Raw genomic sequence first — 20,216 nt, 5'->3', positions numbered from 1 at the left:
TTAAATCAACTTTTTGACCTCATCAAAATCTAATCCTCCGTAATTCCCAGAACTCATAAGTAATAAAGCAGAATTATTTAATTCTTCACTAAACAGAAAGTTTTTAAAATCTTCTGGTTTAGTATATACAATTAAATCTTCGCGCTGAAAAGCATCAAAAATCTGTTGTTCAGAAATTTCTTCTAACCTTTTAATTTGAACGGCATGCGGAGAATAAAATACAACAGCTTTATCAGCAGCATCTAATGCACCTTTATATTCTGATAAAAACTCTTTGTTCAAACTACTATATGTATGTAATTCCAAACAAGCAATCAAGTTCCTATTGTCATACTGGCTTTTCACCGCCTGTGTAGTTGCTTTAACTTTTGAAGGTGAATGTGCAAAGTCTTTAAAAGCAACTGTAGAACTCGATTCAGCAATTTTTTCTAGTCGTTTACTTGCTCCACTAAAGCTTGCAATAGCTTCATAAAAATCTTCTTCATCAATTCCCATATGTTGACAAATCCACTTTGCTCCTGCTATGTTCTGTAAATTATGTTCTCCAAAAACTTCTAGAGGTAAATCTCCTTCAGGTGTATTTAAATACGTAATTCCATCCTCAATAAAATAATCTGGAGTTACATATGGATATTTTTTAATCGAATTGTTAGATTCTTCAACAACAGTCTTAACTTCTGAATCTTCCTCGTTATACACCATAATTCCACCATGGACTAAAGAATCTGTAAAGATTGAAAACTGTTCCACATAATTCTCATAGGTTGGAAACACATTAATATGATCCCAAGCAATCCCACTTAATAAGGCAATATTTGGTTTGTATAAATGAAATTTTGGTCTTCTATCAATCGGAGAACTTAAATATTCATCACCTTCTAAAACCATAAATTCATTTTCTTCTGTTAAATGAACCATTGTATCAAATCCTTCCAATTGAGCTCCAACCATATAATCTACTTCTCTCTCATGGTAATTTAATACATGCAATATCATCGAAGTAATTGTTGTTTTTCCGTGAGATCCGCCAATAACAACTCTAGTTTTATGTTTCGATTGTTCGTATAAAAACTCTGGATACGAATATATAGTTAATCCTAACTCTTGCGCCTTTAATAACTCAGGGTTATCTTCTTTAGCATGCATTCCTAAAATAACGGCATCCAAATCACTAGTTATCTTTTCTGAAAACCATCCAAATTCTTCAGGCAGCAAACCTTTAGCTGCTAATCTTGATTTTGAAGGATCGTGAATTGTATCATCACTTCCTGTAATTTGGTATCCTTTTTGGTATAATGCTAATGCTAAGTTGTGCATTGCGCTTCCGCCTATGGCTATAAAGTGTATTTTCATTATATATCGTAATCTAATATCAAAAATACAAAACCCAAAAACAAAATATGTATCTTTAAAACGAAACTCATTAAAATGATGTATTCACGAACTCAAATCAACTAAAAACTAGGTATTGTTTGTCTCAAAAAAGTTTGAGACCGTACTTTACCATCTAAAATATAATTTGATCAAGATTTCTCTGTTATAAATACACAACACAATGAAATCTATCTGATTAAACAACCTCTTTGTCATGAAAAAAAAATCGATTTTATTTACTATGCTAATCTTATTTTCAATGATTTCTCAAGCTCAAAACAGATATTCTGCACAGTGGAAAAAAGTTTTAGAATTTGAGAAAGAAGCGCTACCAAAATCAGCGTTGAAAGTAGTAGAGGAAATTTATAAAAAAGCTAAAAAAGAGAAAAACGCTCCTCAGATTATTAAAAGTCTAGTATATAAAAGTAAATATACTCTCAATCTAGAAGAAGATGCTCAATTGAAGATTATAAATGAGTTTAAAGAACATATTGAAAAAAGCACATTCCCAACTAAAAATGTGTTACAAAATATGTTAGCCAATTTATATTGGCAGTATTTCGATGAAAACAGATGGCAATTTTACAATAGAACGAACACAGGTAAAAAAGTTGACAAAAATGATTTTAGAACTTGGGATTTAACGACAATTTTTAATGAAATTCATTCATACTATCAGAGTTCTTTAAAAGAAAAAACTCAATTACAGAATATAAATATCCGTAAGTTTCAAGACATTTTAGTTCTAGAGAAAAACTCAGAAACTTATCGTCCTTCTCTTTATGATTTATTAGCTCAGAATGCTTTGGTTTTCTATAAAACAAATGAGACCAACATTACCAAACCTTCATATCAATTTAAATTAGATAATGCTGATTTCATTTGTGATGTAAATCTATTTGCAAAGCTTAAACTAGAGACAAAAGATTCATTATCTCTACAATTTAATGCATTAAAAATTTATCAAGAACTAACAAAGTTTCATCTACAAAAAAACAACTTAGAAGCTTTAACCGATGTTGATTTACAACGTTTAGCTTTCGTTAATGATAACGCTACTTTTTTTGATAAGGAAAGTGTTTATCTAGAAACTTTAAAGTCTTCAGAAAGCACATATAAAAATAAACAAGTCGGAGCATTATATTCCTTGGAAATTGCAAAAGTCTTTAACATTCAAACTCAGAAGTACATTCAAAACAAAAACGAAAAATATCGTTTTAAGAATAAAGAAGCTCTTGAAATCTGTGAGCAAATTCAAAAGAACTTCCCAAACAGTTTAGCCGCTAAAAAAGCAAAAGTTTTAATTACAAAAATCAAGCAAAAAAGCCTTTCTCTTCAACAAGAAAAACATATTCCTGTAAACAAGTATTCTCGAGTATTAGTTACTTATAACAATATAGAAAAGGTATACATTTCTATTTATAAAATCTCACATGACAAATACTACGAGATTGAAAGAATCTATGATTCTAAACAGAAAATAAAAGCAATTAATCAACTAAAAAAAGTAACATCTTTTAGCACCAAGTTACCTAACGAATTTGATTATTTAAGTCACTCTACCGAAGTGGTATTACCTAAACTTCCACAAGGAACATATCTGGTTGTAGCTGGGGAAAAAGAGCAATTAAACAAGAAAACTATTTTTGGAAATTCGTTAGTTCAGTCTACTGATTTAACTTTTATTACTAGAAATGAATCTGATAAAACCATTTATCAAGTACTGAATAGAAATACAGGAAAGCCAGTACCAAAAGCTACCGTGAGATTACTCAGCAAAAAAGATAGATATCAAAATCAAACAATAGACAAAACCTTTATTACAAATAAAAACGGTGAGTTCTCTTTTAGTCCAGATTCTTATTATAGCCGCGTAAAAGCAATCGTTACATTCAATAACGATGTTGCTATTTTTGGTGATTATTATTTAAGGCAAAATCGAGTTTATAATAACAATCCAAGAGTTCAAACCAGAACTTTTTTATTCACAGATAGAAGTATTTATCGTCCTGGTCAAATCGTACATTTTAAAGGAATTTCTTTAGAGAGTTTAAAGGAAAAGTCAACTATAATTACTGATACTTATGTCGAAGTTGTTTTAAAAGATGTGAATTATCAAGAAATTTCAAAATTAAAACTAAGAACGAATGATTTTGGTTCATTTTCAGGAAAGTTCACCATTCCTAATACAGGATTAACGGGAAATTTCACTATTGAAGCCGCTATTAATGGGAAAAGAGATTATCATTACATTTCGGTTGAAGAATACAAACGACCAAAGTTTGAAACTAAATTTAAGCCTGTAAAGGAAACCTATCAATTGAATAGCGACGTATCAATAACTGGTTTTGCAAAAGCTTATTCTGGTGCAAATATTACTGATGCAAAAGTAGTGTATCGTGTACATCGAAAAGTTATTTATCCTAGATGGTGTTATTGGTATTATCCGTATTTAAATTCTCAACCTCAAGAAATCACAAACGGAGAAACTACAACTAATGATAAAGGTGAATTTACGTTGACATTTAAAGCACTTCCTGATGATAGTGTTTCAAAAGATAAACTTCCAGTTTTTAATTATGAAGTAACCGCTGATGTAACGGATTTAAATGGAGAAACTCGCTCATCAACAACACTTGTAAAAGTTGGATATCATAGTTTATTAGCTTCAATTAATAGTAATGATGTTTTAGATAAAAACGAACCGAATCAATCTATTTCTATAGCTACAAAAAACTTAAATGATGAAGCCGTAAATGCAAACGGAACAATTAACATTTATAAATTAAATGCTCCAAAGAACCTTATTAGAAAACGTCCATGGAAAGCACCTTTCTATCAAACCATTTCTAAAAAAAAGTTTGACACTAAATTCCCACATGATGCTTATGAAAATGAAGACAACTATATCAATTGGACAAAAGGAAATGAAGTCTTTTCAAAGGCATTTTCAACTAAGAATGGTTCAGAAGAGATTAAACTTTCAAATTTAAAAAGATGGAAATCTGGAAAATATATTATCGAATTAACATCCAGAGATAAATTCAATCAAATAGTAACGGACAAGAAATATATTACGCTATATAGTGATAAAGATAAATTACCAGCTGACAATGCCTTAGTAATAGTAAAAACAAATAAAGACTCTTATCAGCCGGGAGAAACAGCAGTAATTACCGTAGCTTCGAATTCAGAAAATGTTACCGTAATGCTTTCTGTTGAAAAGAATCAAAAGATTGTTGACTACTATTATCTTCATCTAGATAAAAGTAATACAACTATAAAAATTCCTGTAACTAAAGAAGATGTCGGTGGTTTCGGAATCCATTATCATTTTGTGAATTACAATGCCTATAAAGGAGAATCGTTGCTAATTAATGTACCTCATCCAAAAACTGATTTAGAAATTATAACTAAAACGTTCAGAGATAAATTACAACCTGGGGCAGATGAAACTTGGAGTTTTACGATTAAAGGAGCGGAAAAAGATAAAGTTTCAGCAGAATTACTAGCAAGTATGTATGATGCTTCTCTCGATCAATTTAAAGCACACAATTGGGAATTTAATCCAATTATTAAGCCAAGATATAGCTTTAGCTCATTTACCACTGCTCAACACAGTTTTGGTAATCATTATTTTAGAATACTTAATAACAGAAGAGACTATATTGATTATCCAACTTTACAGTACGATCAGTTGAATTGGTTTGGATTTTATTTTAGAGATATTAGACAATACGGCTTTAATGGTATCAGTAAAAATACTGTCGAATTGGAAGAAGCTGTAATGGTAAGAGGAGCTGCTCCTGCGGCAAAAAGAAATAAGTCCATCTCTGGATATGTAAGCGTAGATTCGGATAACATAGCTGAAAACGAATCAGATTTAGATGAAGTTATAATTGTTGATAATAACAACTCAACTGAAAAGCCTAAAGTTGATTTAGGAGAAGTTCAAATCCGTAAAAATCTTCAAGAAACTGCATTTTTCTTTCCGCAATTATCAACAGACGAAAACGGAGATGTATCGTTTAATTTTACAATGCCGGAAGCACTAACACGATGGAAATTGCAATTATTAGCGCATGCTAAAAATTTACACTCTGCCACTAAAACTCTGGAAACGGTTACGCAAAAAGAGTTAATGGTAGTTCCAAATGCGCCACGTTTTTTAAGAGAAAAAGACGAAATTACATTTAGTGCTAAGATTAGTAATTTAACAGATAAAGTATTATCTGGAGTTAGTCAACTGTTACTTACAAATGCAATTACTGGTAAATCAATTGATGTTGAATTAAGCAATACAAATAGTCAGCAAAATTTCACGGTTGATGCAGAAGGAAATACTCAAGTATCTTGGAACTTAAAAATTCCTGAATCAATTGAAGCTGTTCAATACCAAGTTATTGCTAAAGCAGGAAGTTTTTCTGATGGAGAACAAAATGTTTTACCTGTACTTTCTAATAGAATGTTAGTTACAGAAACGTTACCAATGTGGGTGCGTTCCAACCAAACCAAAACATTTACGTTGGATAAATTGAAAAACAACAAATCTAATTCTCTAAAACACCATAAATTAAGTTTAGAAGTTACCTCAAACCCTGTTTGGTATGCTGTACAAGCACTACCCTATTTAATGGAATATCCTTATGACTGTGCCGAACAAACTTTTGCGAGATATTACGCAAATTCTGTAGCTAGCTTTATTGCGAATTCTAATCTTAAAATTCAAGCTGTATTTAATCAATGGAAATCGAGTAAAGCTTTATTGAGTAATTTGGAGAAAAACCAAGAGTTAAAATCTTTAATTATTCAAGAAACACCATGGTTAAGAGATGCTCAATCTGAAAGTGAACAAAAGAAACGTATTGCTTTATTATTTGATTTAAACACAATGAAGAATGAACGTCAAAAAGCATTTAATAAACTTCAAAATTTACAAATGGAGAATGGCGGATTCCCTTGGTTTAAAGGAAGTCGATATCCGAATGCATATATCACTAATTATATCGCCTCAGGTTTTGGACATTTAGACAAGTTAGGTATTAATAAGTTCGACTCAAATACACGTCAAATGCTCTCGAAAGCGGTTCAATTTTTAGATGGAGAAATAGCAGAAAGATATGAGCGATTATTAAAACAGGCCAAACGTATACAACAAAAAGATGGTGATAAAGCGTATCGTTCGTACCTAGAGAAACAACACATCGGTTACTTTGATATTCAATATTTATATATGCGTAGTTTTTATGACAATCTTCCTTTAAGTGGAACTACCAAAAAAGCTGTGGATTATTATCAAAATCAAGCAGCAAAATATTGGAAATCATTTAATTTATCAGGAAAAGGTTGGATTGCGCTAACTCAATTTAGAAATGGAAATGAAACAGTTGCCAATAAAATCTTGAAATCTTTAAAAGAGAATAGTATTACTTCAGAGGAATTAGGAATGTATTGGAAAGAGAATGTAGCAGGTTGGTACTGGTATCAAGCTCCGATTGAAACACAAGCATTACTAATAGAAGCTTTTTCTGAAATTGAAGATGACACCAAAACAATTGATGAGTTAAAAGTTTGGTTATTAAAAAACAAACAAGTTAGCCGTTGGAAAACAACAAAAGCCACTTCAGAAGCTGTTTACGCGTTGTTATTACAAGGTTCTGATTGGTTGAGTTCATCTGAATTAGTAACCATAAAAATGGATAATGAAGTCATCGATCCTACAAAATTGGAAAACTCTAAAATTGAAGCTGGGACTGGATATTTTAAAACTTCTTGGAGTGGTTCTGAAATCACTTCTGAAAAAGCTTCAGTTACCTTAACCAAAAAAGATGAAGGAATAGCTTGGGGCGGATTATACTGGCAATATTTTGAAGATTTAAATAAGATCACCTCTGCAAAAACTCCACTTCAATTATCTAAAAAACTATTTAAAAAGGTGAATTCTGACACCGGTAAAAAACTAATTGCACTTTCAGATTCAGAATTAGAAGTTGGAGATTTAGTTACGGTTCGTATTGAATTGAAAGTAGATAGAGATATGGAATTCATTCATATGAAAGATATGCGCGCTTCTGCTTTTGAACCTGTCGATGTTTTATCACAATACAAATGGCAAGATGGTTTAGGGTATTATCAGAGCACAAAAGATGCGGCAACAAACTTTTTCTTTGATCGTATTACAAAAGGTGTTTATGTTTTTGAATACGATGTACGCGTTAACAATAAAGGAAATTTCAGCAATGGAATTACAACAATTCAAAGTATGTATGCTCCTGAATTTAGCAGTCATTCTGAAGGTGTAAGAGTAAAAATCAAGTAATATGAAATATTATCTTTTAGTTTTTGTAATAGCTCTATGTGTTAGTATACTTCCTGCTCAAAACTTAGATTTATCTAAATTTGAATGGAAAAACAGAGTACTGCTTACTGTTTCTAATAGTAATTCTTCATCATTAGCATCAGAACAAATGACTGTATTCAATTTGAACGCTAAAGGATTTAAAGAACGAAAATTGATTCTGTTTGAAATTCAACCTGAACGCTATAGAAAATTTACTTTTAATGATATATCCAGTATCAAAACGGATTGGAAATATTCCAACAAACCGTATTTAAAATATAAATCAAAGAAGGCTAGATTTAAAGCTTTGCTCATAGGATTAGATGGAGGAATAAAGAATACAAAGACGAATAAAATATTTACTCAAGCGGACCTATTTGCTATTATTGATGGAATGCCAATGCGAAAAAGAGAACTAAGAAAAAAGCAATGAAAAACATAATAAAAATTGCCATACTATTTCTATTTCTTTCTTGCTCTGGAAATTCCAAAGAGAATTCTAAAATAGTATCGTCAACAAATAAAAAAACCGAATCTAAAAAAGTTGAAAATCGTTTTAAGAGTATTTCTTATAACGGTGATCACAAAACTATTCACATCATAGTAGCACTTTGTGATAATCAATATCAAGGTATTGCTCCTGTACCAACAAAAATTGGGAACGGACAAGATCCTAAAAACAATTTATATTGGGGAACAGCCTATGGAATCAAAACGTATTTTAAAAGAAGTTCTGAATGGCAATTAGTACAACAAACTAAAATTGATACACTTATACTAGAAAGAGTGGTTTTCAAACATAAAAACCTAGACTATTTTATAGTAGCAGACGCATATGATGGTCGATATATCAAACAAGCTACGGAAACCTTTTTAAGAAGCTCTGCTGGAATTTTGAAAGACACTATAATTTCCAATTCCGAAACTCTTGGAATTAACGGTAACGCAGAGTTACTGGCTTATATCGGTCACGATGGTTTAATGGACTTTACCATTGATGAGAAATTTATAAATACTGATAAAAAGGAAAGAGATGTGATAATTTTAGCTTGTTTCAGTAAGAATTATTTCAAACCTCATCTAGGTCAAGCCAATATAAACCCATTAGTTTGGACTACAAGTTTTATGGCTCCTGAAGCTTATACAATTCATGACGCGATTACTGGATATTTAAACAATGAAACCAACGAACAAATAAGATTGCGTGCTGCAAAAGCTTACCATAAATATCAAAAATGTGGATTAAATGGAGCTAAAAGACTTCTAGTGACGAATTAAAAATTATTAATCGCAAACAGTAACATTTTACTTTATTGAGTGACGTATAGTATAATTAAGTTACATTTATAAAATCAAATAAATCACTTTATAAAAATCCAAACATGAAAAGAATTTTTTTATGCATTATTGCTATTATTGGAATGAGCAGTAATGTAAAAGCACAAGAAGATAAATATCTTTGGCTTGAAGAAGTAGACGGGAAAAAAGCTTTAGAATTTGTTAATGAACAAAGTAAAAAAACAGAAGCAAAATTAACTTCATCTCCTTACTACAAATCTATTTATGACAAATCCCTTGAAATTTATAACTCAACAGATCGTATTCCTTACCCAAGTATGTATGGCGATTATGTTTATAATTTCTGGAGAGATAAAGATCATGTTAGAGGTATTTGGAGAAGAACTCAAAAATCAAAATACCTTAACGGTGAACCAGAATGGGAAACGGTTTTAGACATTGATGCTTTATGTAAAAAAGATAATAAGAAATGGGTTTACAAAGGAGTTTCAGGTTTATATCCAACTTTTGACCGTTTCTTAATTCGTTTATCTAACGGAGGGGGAGACGCAGTGGTTATCAGAGAATATGATGTAAATAAAAAAGAGTTTATCAAAGACGGATTCTATATTCCAGAATCGAAAGGTAACGCGACTTATTTCGATAAAAACACACTAATTGTTTCTTCAAATTTTGGAGAAGGAACAATGACAACTTCTGGATACTCGAATCAAATAAAATTATGGAAACGAGGAACCTATTTAAAAAATGCAAAATTAATTTTTGAAGGAAAGCGTACTGATGTTCTTTCTACTGGTATTGTTTTTAGAGATGGTGATAAAAAATATATTGCTGCTTACAGATCTAAAACATTCTATACTCGTGAAATTAATATTTGGCATAAAGAAAAATTCGTTACTCTTGATATTCCAGAAAATGCCTCTTTTAATGCTCTTCTAAACGATCAAGCTGTTCTTAATTTGAAATCAGATTGGACCGTAAATGGAAAAACGTACAAGCAAGGAAGTATTATTAGTTTAAATTTCCCTGACTTACTAGAAGGAAAACATACAACGAGTTTAATTTATCAACCAAATGAGTTATCAAGTGTTTCTGGAGTTTCAACTACGAAAAACACATTACTCCTAAATGTTTTAAATGATGTAAATGGTGAATTATACATCTATAAATTCAACAATGGAAAATGGAATAAAGAGAAAGTAAACGCACCAAAACATGGAAGACTTTCGGTGTACTCTACAGATGAAACTAGCAATAATTACTTATTTAGTTTTGAGAACTTCTTAACACCAAGAACTGTGTATTATGCAAACGCAGATAATAACACTTTTAAAGCTTTTAAATCGCTTCCTTCTTATTTTAATAGTGAGAAGTATGAGATCAAACAGTTTAAAGTAAAATCTACAGATGGAACAATGGTACCTTATTTTGTAGTGCATGCAAAAAACATGGCTTTTGATGGTAGTAATCCAACATTAATTTCAGCTTACGGTGGATTTGAATCTTCTTCTTTACCGTTTTATTCTGCTAGTTATGGAGCAAATCTTTTAGACAATGGATTTGTATTCGTTTTAGCTAATATCCGAGGTGGTGGTGAATACGGACCAAAATGGCATCAAGCTGGATTAAAAGAAAAAAGACAAAATATTTATGACGACTTCCATTCGGTTGCAGAAGATTTAATTGCTAAAAAAATTACTTCTCCTAAACACTTAGGAATTCGTGGAGGAAGTAATGGTGGATTATTAGTTGGTGTTGCGTTTACACAACGTCCAGATCTATATAATGCTGTGATATGTGCAGTTCCATTATTAGATATGAAACGTTATAATAAATTACTTGCTGGAGCAAGTTGGATGGGTGAATATGGAAATCCAGACAAACCTGAGGAATGGGCATTTATTAAAAAATACTCACCTTACCACAACTTAAAACCTAACAAAAAATATCCAGAAGTATTCTTCTATACCTCTACTCGTGATGATAGAGTTCATCCAGGTCATGCCAGAAAAATGGCTGCAAAAATGAAAGACATGGGATACTCTTTCTTTTACTATGAAAATACAGAAGGAGGACATGCAGGATCTTCAACAAATGAGCAAAGTGCAAAATCGACTGCAATGACTTTTTCTTATTTGATAATGAAATTAAAATAATAAAGATTCGTTAATCTTATTTCTATAAAGCTCTATTTTAAATAATAGAGCTTTTTTAGTGTTTAATTTTCTACTTTTAAACACATCAATGAAGCCAATAAAAGAAATAGCATTTAAAAGCAAGAAAACCAATCATGGTTATTTTGATCTTGTGAGTTTAGAAGACATCTTAAATCTCCAACCAAAAGATCATAATCAATTTGAACACCACAAAGTAGCTTTTTATATTATCGCTATCATCACCAATGGAAAAGGGATTCACTCCGTTAATTATAAGGAGTATCCATATGAAAAAGGCACCATTTTTACACTAAGAAAAAACAATATTCATAAGTTTATAAAGAGTAATGCATCAGGTAAATTTCTGATTTTTACCGAGGATTTCATCATTCAATATGCAGATACTTATGAAACTTTAAAATTGTTACAACTGTTTAATGAAATGTTAGGTTCTCCTAAAATTCAATTAAACAAATCAGATTATGTTGAAATTGAAGATACCATATTGCAAATTGAAAGTGAGTTTTTTAATGTAAAAGATGATTATTCTATAAACATTATTCGGAATTTAGTTCAAATTATTGTGTTGAAACTATTTAGAATAAAAGCAAAAGAAATCCAAAACTCTGAAAATCAAAATTATTACTTAAAATTCTTAAAACTCCAAGAACTCATTGAAAAAGAATGCTTTGAAAGCAAAAAAGTATCATACTACGCTGACAAATTGGGAGTTACTACCAAAACACTCAATAATATAACCCAAAGTATTATTGATAAGCCCGCCAAAGCCTTTATAGACGAAATTGTAATTCTACAAATTAAACGACTGTTAGTCAGTTCAAATTTATCTTTAACAGAAATCGCATATACCGCTGGTTTCGACCTTCCAACTAACTTCTTCAAATATTTCAGAAAAAAAACAGGACAATCTCCTAAGGAGTTTAAAACTTCACAAGAACAATAAACTTTCTCATTTTTACCCTAGAAATATTGATTTTTACCTAATCGATTATTTATAGCTATCTAATTTTGTAATACACTAATTACAAATCAATTATATCATGAAAAACTTAGCTCTAATTTTAAGTTCAGTATCCTTAATGATATTGTTCGCAGGGTGTAGTGCAGAATCAAAAAATCCGAAAGATATCATGAAAAACAAAGAAGCTATTAAAGCCTTTTACAATAAGGCATTAACTGTGAATTCTGAAACACGACCAACTGCTGTGTTAACACCTGTTATTGGAGATGGGTATCAATCTTCGAGTTCTACTGGATCTAAAAGTGCAGAAGAATTAATGGGACAATTAGAATTTTTCTGGAAACTTATTCCAGATTTAAAATGGGACATCCAACAAATAGTTAATGACGGAGATGTTTATGTTGTAAGAAGTATTGCAACAGGTACACCAAATGGAGATTTTATGGGTTTACCAACAGATGGTTCAAAGTCATTCAAAATTATGACGATAGATATGCATACCATGAAAGATGGAAAATTCTTAAATACAAATCATATTGAAGATTGGGCCACAGCAATGAAACAATTAAAACCTAAAAACCCTAGTAATTCAGATGAAACAATGAAAGTTGCAATGGATTTTATGGGAGCCATGGGTAAAGGCGATATGGACAAAATGGTAAGTTTAATGCATGACGATATGGTTTGGCATAATGAAGGAGATAAAAGCATGCCTTGGATTGGACCATGGAAAGGAAAAAAAGTGATTTTAGAGAAGTTTTTACCGGCTTTCGGATCAAACTTTAAAACTATTAAATGGGAACCAAACGATGCTTTATCTAAAGGTGATACGGCTGCATTCTTTGGAAATATGATTGGTAAACTAACCAAAACAGGAAAACAAACTAGTGAATTTACTTATGCATTACGAGTAAAAGTAAAAGATGGTAAAGTAATTCTTTGGAATTGGTTTGAAGATAGCTATGCTGTATCAAACGCATTTCATAATAAATAAATATACTTTAAGTAGTATTGTTTATGTTAGTTAATGTAGGTTAATCTAAAACCACTGTTCAGGAGCAGTGGTTTTTTTTGACTTCAATTGTGGGTTTTTATCTAGTCTCTACCAACTTTCTTCGATACCCAAAACTTTTCCTTCTCCAAAATAAATTTACACCAACCAATACAATTAAAGGTGTTAATCCATGTGGCAATCTATAAATTACTTGATACAAATTTTGATGCAGTGATTGTAATGGAAACTCCCAATAGAAATTAGCAACTAATCTGGCAAATGCAGTTAACAATCCCCAAACTACGGCATAAATTAATGCGTATTTATCAACCTTAGGAATAAATAACAAAACAGCTAAAATAAAATCTAAGATTCCCGCTACATATAAAAATGAAACCGCAAAACTTTCTGAACAACCAAAAATATTAATCACCATATCTACAAACTTTCCTGGAACCGGATATGCTCCAAAAGCGTATAATCCATGTGAGAAAAAAGTTACCGCAATCAATATTTTTAATATTCGATATAGTCTTGGTTTCTCGTTGTTTTCGCTAAATGTATATAAATAAACAAATGGTAATCCGAATTGAATACTATGCTCAAAAAATTGCGCGATATGGTAGAATTTTTCTTTTGCTAATAAAACCGACAGTATAACTAAACTTATCCCACCAACAAATACAGGAATTTTAAATAACTTCTTATTGAACTTTGTAACCAATAAGGTGCAAATTGCAGCTAGTAGGTATAAAAATCCATTGCACTGAATTAAGGTTTGAATTATGGTATCTGTTCTAGGGCTTGTAACATAATCTGTCCAATTCATTCCGAACCAATTTTCTACAATTGGTTTTAACAAAGATTCATCCCAAAAAAAAGTTCGATACGGCGCATCCCAAAACAAATGCTGCCAAGCTCTGCCTAAAAAGATTAAAAAAACAGAAACTTTAAGGAGGTTAGTTCGTTTCATAACAGCAAAAAAACAAACTCTATGTTAATTGAAAACAATAGTAATGTTAACATAATTAAAAGATGATTCAATAAAAAAACAGTTTAGAATAAACTCTAAACTGCTTTTCAAACAAAGTGAAATAAAGCTTCTTATCGGCTTCGAACTTAAAATTTAATTCAACATAGTTTTTATGGTATCAAAATATCGTTTCGCAATAAACTTTGCTCCTTCTTGATTATAATGAACGTCATCAGCAAGAAAACTATCATTAAAGCCAACATTCGCTGTCATATCTATAGTTAACACTTTTGAACTTGATGTTGTTTGTTGTTCAGCTATTTTCTTAAATTCCTCTATTGCTTTGTTGTATAAAGTTAAAAACTCAGGTGTTTGTTCACTTGTTAATGTAGGAGCTGGTAATTCTAAATAGATTATTACATTAGAGTTCTTTGCTTGGAATTCATCTATAATGGCGTTTATATTCTGAAGAGAACTTTGAAAGTTTTCCAATCCACCATCATTTCCCCCTGGGGAACTAAAAAGAACAATATCTGGAGGTGTAGTTAGTGTATTAAGTGTAGATTTAATTTCACTTAAAATTCCACCAGAGTTAATTCCTCCCCTACCTTCGTGATCTGGATCAAACTTTTTCCCATTAACATCAGGATAAGAATTCTCATCTTCAACAACACCAACAAAATCAAACTGAAAACCACCTTCAACCAGTAACTTCCATAAGTCATATCTATAACTATAATATTCTGGTTGTGCACCAGCAACTCGCGAGGCTCCTAAAGGCATTATTTTCTTCCCAGGATTCTCGTTAGGATTAGGAGGCATTGTTGGTGTAAGTGATTGTGAACTACATCCTTTAAACAAAACAGTAACTGTTAACATCAATAAGATTCCAAATGCATACTTAAATAATTTCATATTCGTCATTTTTAAAATTTACTTTATGACGATCGAAAGTATTTAATTATTGTCCTACAAAACTACTGTTAAAGCCTTATCATGTCTTGAAAAAAGCTAAATGAAATAATTCTGGACATCTTTTAATTTTTCTTGAATTTTCCGGGAGATACTCCAACTTGTTTTTTAAATGTTTCATAGAAAGAACTTCTAGATTTAAATCCAACTTCTTTACCAATTGCTTCCAAAGAAAAAATCTCAAATCGATGATCTTTCAACATTTTTTTCGCTAGCTCTATCCGATAACTATTTACAAAATCTGTGAAACTAATTTGCTCTTGCTCCTTTAATATCCTAGTGACACTACTTGAACTTATCCCTAATTTTTCAGCAAACGACTCTCTAGTTAATTTTGCATCTTTAAAAAGTTCTTCAGACTCCATTATTAATTTCATTTTATGGATTCTATGGTTTTCTTGAGTTGATTCCGATTCTTTTTGGATTTTAACTCGGGTTATTTTTTTAATTTTTCGTCTTTCTTCTTCAATCTGTAAGGCGAGTACACCTTTATAAGAAATAATAATAGAAAAAACTGAAATCAAAGATTTCGAAATATCCCACAAGTCCAATGATAGAAATACTTCACCAAATTCAGATATTAAAAGAAATATCAATAAAAGAAACAATCCCAATACTATAATTATGAGCCACTTTTTAGTGTCTTGAGAAGCACTGCTTTTTTTAATTTTCTTTAAAAGAACAAATTGGATGACGACATTAAATACCAAAAAAACGTAGAACTCTAGTGGTTCAATAAGCTCAATTACAAATTCAAAATTTTCAAGTTGAATCCAATCAGCTATAGAAACCATTCCATGATATAATGAAAAAACAACAAATGGAATTAAGAGGAGTTTTAAAAAACTCTTGGAATACACTTCATTCAAAGTGAAAGTTACATACAAAAACAATAAAGGAGAGAACAAATACTCTAATCGAAAAAACTCTAAAGTTTCAATTAACAACCAATAATTTAGCTGTTCATTAATTTTTAAATTAAGCAGCAAAATAGTCAATAATGTTCCTGCCAAATAGAAGTTTGATTTACTTCTATACTTTTTCCCCGTAATTAAAATTAATACGAAAAAGAATAACAAAATAACTCCTGTAAAATAGAGTAAATTAAAAGTTGACATAGGATTTTAAAAAATACTTACACTACTATTTCTAAATATAAGAACTTGAAACAAAATAATGTAGCAGTTATAACTCATGTTAATTAATAACAAGTAAATCGTTAACTTATTTTAAACGAATGGTTATGTGATTTAATTTTCAATTAATAATCTCTAACTGATTATTTTGCCTTCGCTACTTTTATATTTTCGCGACATATTAATTAACCAACCCCTGCAAATCATGAAAAAACTTTTTTTATTGATATTGATACTATTCGTTAGTATCAATGCAACTGCCTCTAACGATAAATATCGTTTAACACTAAGAGGAAATCCATCTACTTCAATTGTAATCGGATGGAATCAAATTTCAGGAAGTAATGCGAGAGTGTATTACGGAACAACTGACTATGGAACCAACTATAATAGTTATCCAAATTCTGTTGCACCAAGTAGAACTTCTTCTTACAAAGGAATGAATAACAACTTTGTAAGATTAACTGGTTTACAACCTAACTCTGCCTATTATTTTGTTATCCGAGATAGCGAAGGAACAAGTCGTCGCTTATGGTTTAAAACAGCTCCAAGTGATAGAAGTAGATTATCTTTTATTGCTGGTGGAGATTCAAGAAACAATAGAACTCCTCGTAGAAATGCAAATCTTTTAGTTTCAAAACTAAAGCCTCATGCCGTTTTATTCGGTGGAGACATGACTGATGACGACACAAATAACCAATGGCAAAATTGGTTTAACGATTGGCAATTAACCATTGCTTCCGATGGAAGAATGTTTCCAATTATTGCCGCTCGCGGAAATCATGAAGACAGTAACAATAGTATTTACAATTTATTTGACACACCATCTACAAGTGTTTATTACGCTATTACTTTTGGAAACAACTTAGTAAGAACATATACTTTAAATACTGAAATTTCTATTTCAGGAAATCAAACTACTTGGTTACGTAACGATTTAAGTGCTAATTCAGGTGCTACTTGGAAAATTGCACAATATCACAAACCAATGCGTCCACATGTTTCTTATAAATCAGAAGGAAACAGCCAATACAGTAATTGGGCACAAACTTTTTACGACAATAAAGTTCGATTAGTTGTTGAATGTGATGCGCACACGGTAAAAACTACATGGCCGGTAAGACCATCAACAGGTTCTGGAAGCGATGAAGGGTTCGTTAGAGATAATACAAACGGAACAGTATACGTAGGCGAAGGATGCTGGGGGGCTCCTCTACGTTCTAACGGAGATAATAAAAGTTGGACGAGAAACTCAGGACGTTTCAATCAATTCAAGTGGATATTTGTTGATGAAAACAAAATTGAAACAAGAACAATTCAGGTTGACAATGCCTCTAGCGTTGGTGAAGTTTCTAATAATAATGTTTTTCAAATTCCTTCTAATTTAGATATTTGGAATCCATCAAACGGAAGTGTTGTAACAATCAACAAATCTGGATCTACAGGTGGTGGTGATTCTGGAAATGGAAATATTGATGTAGCTATTTCTAATGGAAGTGATGACGTTGAAGAAGATAAAAACGGTAAAATTTACGATGACAGTAGCGATTTAGAATTAGTTTACGATTCGTATAACGACTCGAGTTATCAAACTATTGGATTACGATTCAGAAATGTAAATCTGCCAAAAAACGCTACAATTACAAATGCTTATATTCAGTTTACTGCAGACGAAAGCCATAGCAATAGTGCTGATTTAGAAATAAGTCTACACAACTCAACAAACTCTCCAGTATTTACAGATTCGAACAATGTTTCAGGTAGAGATACATTTTCTTCGAAAGTAACTTGGCAACCAAGTGGATGGTCGAGCGGACAAACTGGAAGTGCACAAAGAACTCCGAGTTTAAAAAACATGGTACAAAGTTTAGTAAATCAATCTGGTTGGTCTTCTGGAAATAGTGCTAGTTTTATCATTAAAGGTAGAGGAACAAGTTTAACAAATACTTCTGCAAAACGTGTTGCTGATTCTTATGAAGGAGGATCAAGCAAAGCGGCTAGATTAATTATTGCTTATACAACAGAAGGAAACGGAGGCTCTACTCCTCCATCTGATATTTGTGATGGAGTTTCTGCATGGCAAAGTGGTGTAAGTTATTCTACTGGAACAAAAGTGACTTATAATGGCAACTTATTTGAAAGAACTTCTAGTGGATGGAACTTTTTAGGAGCTTGTGGTACAGCAGCTGCACGAAATGCTAAAGTGACTTATCCTCCAATTGCTAATTCAGATATAGAAGTTTATCCGAATCCGTTTACAAATAAAATAAAAGTAACTGTTGGTGATGTATATTTTCAAAAACCACTACATTTGCAGCTTTTTAACACAAACGGGAAACAAGTCTACGAAGAACATTTCTCTTTAAATACTGGTGTTGATAAAGTTATCTCACCTAAAACTATGGCTGCTGGAATTTACATTCTTACCATAAAACATGGTGAAAACACAATTAAGAAACAACGATTGATTAAAAAATAGATCAATTCATCAAAGAAAACCGGGAGAATTTTTTTTGATATTTTTAGCCGCCTATTCTTTACGAATAGGCGGTTTTTATTTTAATTATGTTCAACCAACTGAGTTTTACAAATGAGTTTCAGAAAAATCTCTTACAAAAAATAAATAGTTTTGGTTAAGCACTTAATCAAAAGTTCACTACTTTTAATTCCCTTACTAACCATAACCAGGACGTTAACTGTCATTGCAATGAACAAAATTTATATTCAGAATAACTTGATGACTTATGAAAGTGAGTTCAATGGAATATATAAAAATGGGTATTGGACCGCGCATAAAGACCAATATTGGATTTTAGATTTAGAAAAGGTAATCTCTATCGTAGGAATAAACTGTATGGATGGAGATGATGATAGTTATTTTCTTGGATTTATTGATATCGATTTAAAGAAATACTTCATAAATATTACACGGGAAATTGACGGATTTGAAATACTCAAACCACTGATTGAGAAAAAATTTAAAATAGAATTAACAAAATGGTGGATTGACTTTTACGATGATGCAAAAATTCTTTATCCTGAATCTTTAAAAAACGAAAGATTATACAAAAACTCTTTATGGAAAAGTTTAAGAAAATTAATGCTTCTCGATCATGTAGCAGATGGAAAATTAAATGATAATATTTTTAAAAAAACTAGCTACAACAAGATGTGTAATTAATTACGGCTGTCCCAAAGCTTCTGGATCTCACAGGAAATTCAATCTTATTAATTATCTTTCCGCAACATCGGAAAACGACTCGCCTCCTTTTCCTTTAAAAAATCATACCTAAATACGCTATGTGCAAATAAAAAAATGGGCTTAGACTATTCAATAAAGACATATATTAAAAAAGATAAGATTTCTAAATGCTTAGAGTGGTTTTACAAAAACACTCATCAATTTGATAAAAAAACTTTTTCAGTTCTAATAAATAATGAACTGTTTGAAATAAATGGAGATGGTGTAAAATTAAATGATTATCAATCCAATTATATCAATAAAAATGAAGATATTCAGGAGTTTGAAAAAATTTATTTTAATACAAGTTTAATATTTGACATTGAGCCCAAGATTATTGCTTCAATTCCTGGATGGGAATTAAATTACGATACTAATCGACTTAAAGATTTTAAAGAGGATTTTGAAAGTTTATATCTAGGAAACGGGAAAATTAGAATTGGCGGATTTGATTCTACAATTACTAAGTTGAAAAATGGTGAAATTTATGAAATTGAACTAACTGCAGTTACTAGTGACATGAGTATAATGTTGGAAACTTCCATTTCAGTAAAAAAATGGATATTAGAATTCTCTAAAATTTCTGATTCTATCCTGACATATTTAGACTTAGAGCATAATGGTCATAAAATAATGTACTATAAAGGAAAAGAAATTGAGATCGCAATAAGAGAAGGCTTTGAGGAAGGTAAAGAAAATGAATTGAGTAGTTTACTAAATGACTATTTTGACTTCACATATAGATAAAA

The 20,216-nt window shown here is 31.0% G+C and carries 13 protein-coding genes; 9 read left to right on the top strand and 4 right to left on the bottom strand.

The features are described from left to right. Positions 1–1,353: a UDP-N-acetylmuramate--L-alanine ligase gene (locus tag ABNT61_RS16435; protein WP_348744020.1), complete on the bottom strand. Its 1,353-nt coding sequence runs from the start codon at positions 1,351–1,353 to the stop codon at positions 1–3. 235 nt (positions 1,354–1,588) lie between these two features. On the opposite strand from ABNT61_RS16435, the gene ABNT61_RS16430 reads away from it, so the two are divergent. The 6 genes from ABNT61_RS16430 (at position 1,589) to ABNT61_RS16405 (ending at position 13,145) form a co-directional block, all read left to right on the top strand. Continuing rightward, a complete protein-coding gene (locus ABNT61_RS16430) occupies positions 1,589–7,693 on the top strand; it encodes an alpha-2-macroglobulin family protein (protein WP_348744019.1) in 6,105 nt (2,034 codons plus the stop codon). 1 nt (position 7,694) lies between these two features. Further along, complete coding sequence (locus ABNT61_RS16425) at positions 7,695–8,147, top strand: DUF4174 domain-containing protein (RefSeq protein ID WP_348744018.1); 453 nt, start codon at positions 7,695–7,697, stop codon at positions 8,145–8,147. Continuing rightward, the gene (locus tag ABNT61_RS16420; protein ID WP_348744017.1) at positions 8,144–8,992 is read left to right on the top strand and encodes a hypothetical protein; all 849 of its coding nucleotides are present in this window, start codon (positions 8,144–8,146) and stop codon (positions 8,990–8,992) included. The genes ABNT61_RS16425 and ABNT61_RS16420 overlap by 4 nt, the downstream gene beginning before the upstream one ends. Positions 8,993–9,096: 104 nt before the next feature. Next, entirely contained in the window at positions 9,097–11,169 is a 2,073-nt protein-coding gene (locus tag ABNT61_RS16415; protein WP_348744016.1) for a prolyl oligopeptidase family serine peptidase, read from the top strand. Positions 11,170–11,257: 88 nt separating this feature from the next. Then, a complete protein-coding gene (locus ABNT61_RS16410) occupies positions 11,258–12,133 on the top strand; it encodes a helix-turn-helix transcriptional regulator (RefSeq protein ID WP_348744015.1) in 876 nt (291 codons plus the stop codon). A 97-nt stretch (positions 12,134–12,230) separates the two neighbouring features. Further along, entirely contained in the window at positions 12,231–13,145 is a 915-nt protein-coding gene (locus ABNT61_RS16405) for a nuclear transport factor 2 family protein (protein WP_348744014.1), read from the top strand. 97 nt (positions 13,146–13,242) lie between these two features. Here the strand turns inward: ABNT61_RS16405 and ABNT61_RS16400 are convergent, their stop codons facing one another. The 3 genes from ABNT61_RS16400 to ABNT61_RS16390 form a co-directional block, all read right to left on the bottom strand. Further along, positions 13,243–14,118 carry a DoxX-like family protein gene (locus tag ABNT61_RS16400; RefSeq protein ID WP_348744013.1) on the bottom strand — a complete coding sequence of 292 codons (876 nt, stop codon included), beginning with the start codon at positions 14,116–14,118 and terminating at the stop codon, positions 13,243–13,245. 153 nt (positions 14,119–14,271) lie between these two features. Next, the gene (locus ABNT61_RS16395; RefSeq protein ID WP_348722499.1) at positions 14,272–15,033 is read right to left on the bottom strand and encodes a hypothetical protein; all 762 of its coding nucleotides are present in this window, start codon (positions 15,031–15,033) and stop codon (positions 14,272–14,274) included. A gap of 122 nt (positions 15,034–15,155) precedes the next feature. After that, positions 15,156–16,208 carry a helix-turn-helix transcriptional regulator gene (locus ABNT61_RS16390; RefSeq protein WP_348744012.1) on the bottom strand — a complete coding sequence of 351 codons (1,053 nt, stop codon included), beginning with the start codon at positions 16,206–16,208 and terminating at the stop codon, positions 15,156–15,158. Positions 16,209–16,431: 223 nt separating this feature from the next. Here ABNT61_RS16390 and ABNT61_RS16385 point away from each other — a divergent pair, with 223 nt between their 5' ends. The 3 genes from ABNT61_RS16385 to ABNT61_RS16375 all read left to right on the top strand — a co-directional run bounded on the left by ABNT61_RS16385 (position 16,432) and on the right by ABNT61_RS16375 (position 20,214). After that, on the top strand, positions 16,432–18,705 hold the full coding sequence (locus ABNT61_RS16385; protein WP_348744011.1) for a fibronectin type III domain-containing protein: 2,274 nt from the start codon (positions 16,432–16,434) through the stop codon (positions 18,703–18,705). 228 nt (positions 18,706–18,933) lie between these two features. Next, positions 18,934–19,407: a hypothetical protein gene (locus ABNT61_RS16380; protein ID WP_348744010.1), complete on the top strand. Its 474-nt coding sequence runs from the start codon at positions 18,934–18,936 to the stop codon at positions 19,405–19,407. A 135-nt stretch (positions 19,408–19,542) separates the two neighbouring features. Beyond that, positions 19,543–20,214, top strand: coding sequence for a hypothetical protein (locus ABNT61_RS16375; protein WP_348722507.1), 672 nt, complete (start codon positions 19,543–19,545; stop codon positions 20,212–20,214). Positions 20,215–20,216 lie beyond the last annotated feature (2 nt).

Source organism: Tenacibaculum sp. 190524A05c (assembly GCF_964036595.1).
GTDB classification, from domain to species: Bacteria; Bacteroidota; Bacteroidia; order Flavobacteriales; family Flavobacteriaceae; genus Polaribacter; species Polaribacter platacis.
The sequence above is the reverse complement of the archived record's forward strand: the minus strand, read 5'-3'. Positions and strand labels throughout refer to the sequence as shown.